This window comes from Caulobacter sp. B11, from assembly GCF_002737765.1.
Lineage (GTDB): Bacteria > Pseudomonadota > Alphaproteobacteria > Caulobacterales > Caulobacteraceae > Caulobacter.
The window spans coordinates 1-6,425 of the sequence record NZ_PEGG01000150.1 but is presented as its reverse complement, the minus strand read 5'-3'; the positions used below and the strand labels follow the sequence as shown (position 1 = coordinate 6,425).

Annotated in this window: 5 protein-coding genes and 2 pseudogenes; 3 read left to right on the top strand and 4 right to left on the bottom strand. The window is 69.5% G+C overall.

Annotated elements, in window-relative coordinates; genetic code table 11:
- Window positions 1-234 precede the first annotated feature (234 nt).
- Window positions 235-759 (top strand): OsmC family protein, encoded by a 525-nt coding sequence (locus CSW58_RS07450; RefSeq protein WP_369825109.1) that lies wholly within the window; start codon window positions 235-237, stop codon window positions 757-759.
- On the opposite strand, the pseudogene CSW58_RS07445 reads toward CSW58_RS07450, so the two are convergent.
- The 4 genes and pseudogenes from CSW58_RS07445 to CSW58_RS07430 all read right to left on the bottom strand — a co-directional run.
- Window positions 753-1,797: pseudogene (locus CSW58_RS07445) on the bottom strand (CoA ester lyase); the annotation flags it as partial. The gene CSW58_RS07450 and the pseudogene CSW58_RS07445 overlap by 7 nt on opposite strands.
- A 78-nt stretch (window positions 1,798-1,875) precedes the next feature.
- Window positions 1,876-2,900: pseudogene (locus tag CSW58_RS07440) on the bottom strand (mechanosensitive ion channel family protein).
- A 170-nt stretch (window positions 2,901-3,070) separates the two neighbouring features.
- Window positions 3,071-4,075, bottom strand: a complete 1,005-nt coding sequence (locus CSW58_RS07435; protein WP_099446864.1) for an aldo/keto reductase — start codon at window positions 4,073-4,075, stop codon at window positions 3,071-3,073.
- Window positions 4,076-4,305: 230 nt separating this feature from the next.
- Window positions 4,306-5,451: an aminotransferase class I/II-fold pyridoxal phosphate-dependent enzyme gene (locus CSW58_RS07430; protein WP_099446863.1), complete on the bottom strand. Its 1,146-nt coding sequence runs from the start codon at window positions 5,449-5,451 to the stop codon at window positions 4,306-4,308.
- Between the two features lie 11 nt (window positions 5,452-5,462).
- Between CSW58_RS07430 and CSW58_RS14040 the strand changes: the two genes are divergently transcribed.
- The gene (locus CSW58_RS14040; protein ID WP_099446862.1) at window positions 5,463-5,822 is read left to right on the top strand and encodes a hypothetical protein; all 360 of its coding nucleotides are present in this window, start codon (window positions 5,463-5,465) and stop codon (window positions 5,820-5,822) included.
- 259 nt (window positions 5,823-6,081) lie between these two features.
- Window positions 6,082-6,216 (top strand): hypothetical protein, encoded by a 135-nt coding sequence (locus CSW58_RS15740; RefSeq protein WP_255406564.1) that lies wholly within the window; start codon window positions 6,082-6,084, stop codon window positions 6,214-6,216.
- Window positions 6,217-6,425 lie beyond the last annotated feature (209 nt).

The following is a 6,425-nucleotide window of genomic DNA, read 5'->3' as shown; positions in this document are numbered from 1 at the left end:
GCCTGATGCGAACGGATGTTCCCATGCAGGTGTTCACTTTTTTCTGTGTCGACCCCGATGGTTCGGTCCCGCGTTCGACGTCACGCCCTGTCGACGATGAGGCCGCGCGTCGGCCGGCGAACGAGCTGATCGACGTGCAGCGTACCTGTGGATCTTGTCGAGGTCTGGCGCGGCGCCACGCACCTGTTCCAGGTCAGCGCCAGAGCCAGGCCGCCTGATTTCATCAAGCGAACAATGATTGAGCGCGGCAATGGGGTGATTTGGCCCCAGCTATCCAGCTTGTCTCATCGCCGGGAGCCTGAGATGACCGACGCCCCCCGCCCTTCCGCCAGCGCCGACGACAGCGGTCATGGCGGCGTGCAGATCCTGGTCACCGCCGGCCCGAGCCGGCTCGCCGCCGATCTGGCCGTCCAGGCCGGTGGCCTGGGTCTCGGCCCCGACCCGCATGACCTGGTGGCGGCCGGCCTGGCGGCCTGCACCGCCAGACCCTGCGGCTCTACGCCCGCGCAAGCCTGGACCCTGGGCGCGATGCGTGTCGAGGTCACCTGGCGGCGGGAGGCCGGCGCGACGCCCGCCGATGTCTTTGACCGCGGTCATACCCTGTCGGGCGATCTCGACGCCGATCAGCGCGCACGGCTGATGGCAGTCGCGAACGCCTGCCCGGTGCACAAGCTGCTGACGGCCGGCGCGGGTGGAGACGACGGCGAGGTAGGCGCGATCCTCCCCCTGATGAGGGAGGATCTCATCAGAAACCCGTAAAGCGCCTTGTATTCGGGTCCTTTGCCGGCGATCTGCCGGGCGCAAGTCGACCATGACCTTGGCCTGTTTCCAGGTGGCGTCGTCCTGCATCTTGCCGTCGAGCATGGCCACGCCGGTGCCGTCGGGCATGGCTTCGAGGATGCGCTTGGCGAAGATCACCTCGTCGGGCGCGGGCGAGAACACCTGCTTGGCGATGGCGATCTGGCTGGGATGCAGGCTCCAGGCCCCGGCGCAGCCCATCAGGAAGGCGTTGCGGAACTGCTGCTCGCAGGCGACCGGATCGTCGATCGCCCCGAACGGGCCGTAGAACGGCTTGATGCCATGGGCGGCGCAGGCGTCGACCATCTTGGCGAAGGTGTAGTGCCACAGGTCCTGCTGAACGCTGACGCGCGGCGAACCGTCCGCATGCGGATCCTCGATGACCCGATAGCCAGGATGGCCGCCGCCGACCCGGGTAGTCTTCATGGCGCGGCTGGCGGCCAGGTCGGCCGGGCCCAGGCTGATGCCCTGCATGCGCGGACTGGCGCCGGCGATCTGCTCGACATTCATCACCCCCTCGGCGGTCTCGAGGATAGCGTGCAGCAGGATCGGCCGGGTGACCCCATGCTTGGCTTCCAGCGAGGCCAAGAGCTGGTCCATGTAGAAGATGTCCCACGGCCCCTCGACCTTGGGGACCATGATCACGTCGATCTTGTCGCCGGCCTTTTCGACCAGGGTGGCGATCTCGTCCAGGTGCCAGGGCGAGTTGAGGCAGTTGATCCGCACCCACAGACCGACGTCCAGGGCCTTGAAGTCGACCTCGCGGGCCATGGCGATCGTGCCGGCCAGGGCCGCGCCCTTGGCGTCGGCGGGGATGGCGTCTTCCAGATTGGCCAGGATGACATCGACGGTCGGGGCGATCTCGGGGATCTTGGCGCGCACCTTGTCCAGATGCGGCGGCACGAAGTGGATCATCCGCTCGACCCGGGCCGGAAGCTCGCGGTACGGCGTCGGGGCCCCGATGGCCAAGGGTCTGAAAAAGCCTCGCGCGGTCTTCATCGGTCGCTTCCCATCCGTCTTCTTTTCGCAGTTGCGAGAAACTGCGGCGGCGCGGCATCGCGGTCAAGAGGCCGCGACTTATCGCTGTTCAGGTTTGCTGGCCGAGGGCGGCGGCACCTCGTCGGGATCCTCGCGGGCCAGTTCCTCGGCCGCGTCGTTGCTGACGGGTGGCGCGAGGCGCGGCGCTTGGTGCGGTGCGACAGCGGCGCCAGGCGCAGGGCCTCGCGGGCGTCCTCGCCCTCCTCGCCGAACAGGCCGCGCAGACGCAGGTCGCGCTGCGGCACCGGGATCTCGATCTGGGCGGCCCGCAGGGCGTCGTCGATGGCCCAGCTATAAGCGGCGAAGATCGCGGCGGGGCGGCGCACCGCCTCGACGGTCGGCCAGACGATCAGCTCGAACTTCAGGGCGTATTCGCCGAACCCGACCAGCCAGACCTGGGTGCGGCGCACGGCGTCGTCGGCCGAGGTGAAGGGCACCGAGCGGGCGGCCTTCAGCACCGCCTCGCGGACCTTTTCCTTGTCGACCCCAAAGGCGGTGACGAAGGGCACGCGGATGCGGCGGGTCTGGTTGTGCAGGGTCCAGTTGACCACCTGGTCGTTCACCAGCACCGAGTTGGGCACGATGATGTCGGTGGCGTCATTGGTGCGGATGCGGGTGGCCCGGGGCCCGATCTCATGGACCACGCCACGCGCGCCGTTCGACAGCTCGACGAAATCGCCCACCGCCACCAGCCGCTCGAAGACCAGGGAAATGCCCGAGGCGAAGTCCTTGACCACCCCCTGCAGGCCCAGGCCGATGCCGACGCCCAGGGCCCCGGCGAACACCGCCAGCGAGGTCAGGTCGATGCCCATGGTCGATAGGGCCGCGAGGAAGCCGACCAGGATCAGGCCATAGCTGGACAGCTTCTCGACGATATAGAGCGAGGCGGCGCTGCCCACCGCCCGGGCCCGCAGACGGCGCAGGCCGGCCGAGGCCAGGCGCGCGGCGATCACCGCGGCGATGATGATCACCAGCCCGGCCAGAAGCCCGCCCACGGTGATCGACGCCTTGCCCAGCTTGACCAGTTCGAAGCTGTCTAGGGTATGCAACGGGTTGTCGGACATGGCCGGGAGTTTGATCTGCTGCGGCGGCGGGGATCAAGTCGCAAAAGCCCCTTCCCCCTCGCGGGGAAGGGGTTGGGGATGGGGGCGCCGGCTCCGAATAGGCCGACACGGAGCCGACACCCCCACCCCCTGCCCCCGCCCCGCAAGGGGGCGGGGGTTCCGAACTTTACCTATCGCCCGACCATCGCCAGACCGGCCTCGCTGTAGCGCGCGCCCTCGACCGCCGTTTCGGGCACGGCGGCGCTGATCCGGGCCAGGTCGTCGTCCGACAGGACCAGCTCGACCGCGGCGAGGTTCTCTTCCAACCGGGCGATCTTCGTCGTGCCGGGGATCGGGACGATGTCGGGCCCCTGGTGCAGCAGCCAGGCCAGGGCCAGCTGGGCGGGGGTGGCGCCCCGTTCGGCGGCCAGGGCCTTGAGGGTCTCGACCAGAGACAGGTTGGCGGTCATCGCCTCGCCCTGGAAGCGCGGCAGGCCGCGGCGGAAGTCGTCGGCGGCCAGGCCGGCGTCGCTGGTCAGGCCCCCGGTCAGGAAGCCCCGGCCCAGCGGGCTATAGGGCACCAGACCGATACCCAGCTGGCGCAGCACCGGCAGGATCTGCGCCTCCGGATCGCGGGTCCACAGGGAATATTCGCTCTGCAGGGCCGCCACCGGCTGCACCGCATGGGCCCGGCGGATGGTGTCGACGCCGGCTTCCGAGAGGCCGAAATGCTTGACCTTGCCCTCGGCGATCAGATCCTTGACCGCGCCGGCCACCTCCTCGATCGGCACATTGGGATCGACCCGGTGCTGGTAGAGCAGGTCGATGGCCTCGACGCCCAGGCGCTTGAGCGAGGCCTCGGCGACCTCGCGAATATGCTCGGGCCGGCTGTCGACCCCGACCATCCGGGCCGGGCCGCCGGCCTCTTTCGGCGGGGCGATCTTGAAGCCGAACTTGGTGGCGATCACCACCTTGTCGCGGAACGGCCTCAAACCCTCGCCGACCAGCTCTTCATTGACGAACGGGCCATAGACCTCGGCGGTGTCGAAGAAGGTCACGCCCAGCTCGACGGCGCGGGCCAGCAGCTTGACGGTTTGCGCCTTGTCGGGCGCCGGCCCATAGGCCCAGCTCATCCCCATACAGCCCAGGCCGAGGGCTGACACGTCAAGGCCGTCGCCGAGTTTGCGGGTCTTCATGGGGGAGGCTCCTTGTTGCAGCCTACAGATAGGGCGCTCTGACGCTCTCGCCCAGAGGGTCGGCTCGGAGGATCGGCGATCCTCCCCCTGAAGGGGGAGGTGTCGCGGAGCGACGGAGGGGGAGGTCGCCGAAAGTCAGAAGTCACTTCCCCCTCCGGCCCTCCGGGCCACCTCCCCCTCTGGGGGAGGATCTGAAGCAAGCCGCCCCGCCGGGCAGGCCGCGGCTTGAATCAGCCGTCCACCCCAACTGCCCGCCCCGCAAACCACGGGATCATCCGGCGGATCGCTTCCTCCACCAGATCCGTCGACACCGCGAAGCTGATGCGGATGAAGCGCCCGCCCTCGACCGGGTCGAAGTCGACGCCGGGGGCGGTGGCGACGCCGGTGTCGCGCAGCAGGGCCTCGCAGAAGGCCAGGCTGTCGGTCGTCAGGTGGCCGATGTCCGCATAGATGTAGAAGGCCCCGTCCGGCGGGGCGATGGCCGACAGGCCCAGGGCCGGCAGGGCGTCCAGCATCAGGGCGCGGTTGGCGCGATAGACCGCCAGGTGGCCCTCCAGCTCGTCGATACAGTCCATGGCCGCCGCCGCCGCGTGCTGGCTGAGCGAGGGCGGGGTGAGGAACAGGTTGCTCATCAGGGCCCGAACCTGATCGACAAGATCGTCGGGCGCCACCAGCCAGCCCAGCCGCCAGCCGGCCATGCTGAAATATTTCGAGAAGCTGTTGACGATGATCGCCCTGGGCTCGAAGGCCAGCAGGCTGCGGGTCGGCTGGCCGTAGGACAGGCCGTGATAGATCTCGTCGGAGACGATGCGGATGCCGCGCTCGCGGCAGACCGCGGCGATGGCGGCCAGTTCCTCGGCCTCGATGATCGTGCCGGTCGGATTGGCCGGGCTGGCGAGGATCACCCCGGCCGGGGCGGGCTCGATCTGCGCCAGATGCCGGGCGGTCAACTGGTAGCGATCCTCCGGCCCGCAGGCGATCTCGACCGGGACCAGGTGCAGGGCCTTGAGGGTGTTGCGATAGGCCACATAGCCAGGCCGGGCCAGGGCCACCCGGTCGCCGGGCGCGAAGGCCGCCGACAGGGCCAGGACCAGGGCCGGCGAGGCCCCGCAGGTCAGGATGATCCGCTCGGGCTCCACCGCCACCGCGTCGGTCGTCGCGTAGCGGGCGCAGATCCTGGCCTTGAGGTCGGGGCTTTCCCAATAGCCCATCGGATCGGCGTCGAGCACGCGATGGGCCACCGCGATGGCGGCGGCGGGGGCGCCCGTCGAGGGCTGGCCGAATTCCATATGGATCACCGAGCGCCCCTCCACCTGCATCTGGTGGGCCAGGCGGCTGATGAACATGGCGCGGAACGGTTCGATCTGGGCGGTCATGGCCCGTTGGTATGACGCCCGCCGCCGAAGGGGAAGCCCTGCCTTCGCAGGCGAAATCTGCGCGTTCCATCAAGAGGCGATTAAGCCCGCTGCGCTATCCAGGGGCGCAGGAGCCCGCATGTCCCATCCCCGCCCGTTCGGCCGTCAGGCCGCCCAGCCCGTTCCAGCCGTGGCCGAGGCCGGCGGCGGTCGCGGTCTGCGCCAACTGCCAGGCGCCGCTGCAGGGCCCGTTCTGCCACGCCTGCGGCCAGCCGGCCAAGGTGCGCGACAGTGTCCTGGACCTGGCGCGCGACCTCTGGGCCCGGCTGATCGACGTCAATCGGGGGTCGCTGGTCGGCCTGGCCGGCTGGTGGTCGCGCCGGGCAGGATGACCGCCGACTGGCTGGCCGGCGCCGCGTGCGGCCCTCGCCCCCTGGCACGCCCTGATGCTGGCCCTGTCGGTCTATTTTCTGGCGCGCTGGTCTTCAACTACGACCACCGGTCCGGCGACATGGCCGGAACGCATCGCCCGCGACGCCGAGCAGTGGCGGCTGTCGGGCCTCGTGATGCTGGGATCGATGATGCCCTGCCACTTCGCGGGCCTGAGCGCCCTGTGCTGGCCGGCCGGGAGGCCTCGGCCTACCCCACCTGGTGACGACCATCTACCAGTTCGCCTTCATCCTGCTGCTCACCCCGGTCGCCGGTCTGATCCTGGCGCGCGGCGACGGCGGGTCGATCATGCTGGCCTTGTATGGCTTCGCGGCGGCGCTGTTTGCGCACTCCTGATTCGACCATCTGCGCGGCGCCTATGGGCTGTCCTGGTTCGGGGCGATCTGGCGCACCGTGGTCCTGATGGCCCTGAACCTGGCGGCGTTCGGCACGGTGGCGACCTTCGCCGCCCTGTGTTCGACACGGTCTAGATGTGAGCTCAGCCCGTGCCGCCCGGCTCTGACCTCAAGCCTTCTTGACGAACTCGACCCTCAGGACCAGGCCGC

What these genes read in the sequence shown, in the direction of transcription:
- CSW58_RS07430 (WP_099446863.1), bottom strand. Translation starts at nt 5,451, where the DNA reads ATGACCGCCCAGATCGAACCGTTCCGCGCCATGTTCATCAGCCGCCTG.
- CSW58_RS14040 (WP_099446862.1), top strand. Translation starts at nt 5,463, where the DNA reads ATGACGCCCGCCGCCGAAGGGGAAGCCCTGCCTTCGCAGGCGAAATCT.
- CSW58_RS07450 (WP_369825109.1), top strand. Translation starts at nt 235, where the DNA reads ATGATTGAGCGCGGCAATGGGGTGATTTGGCCCCAGCTATCCAGCTTG.
- CSW58_RS07435 (WP_099446864.1), bottom strand. Translation starts at nt 4,075, where the DNA reads ATGAAGACCCGCAAACTCGGCGACGGCCTTGACGTGTCAGCCCTCGGC.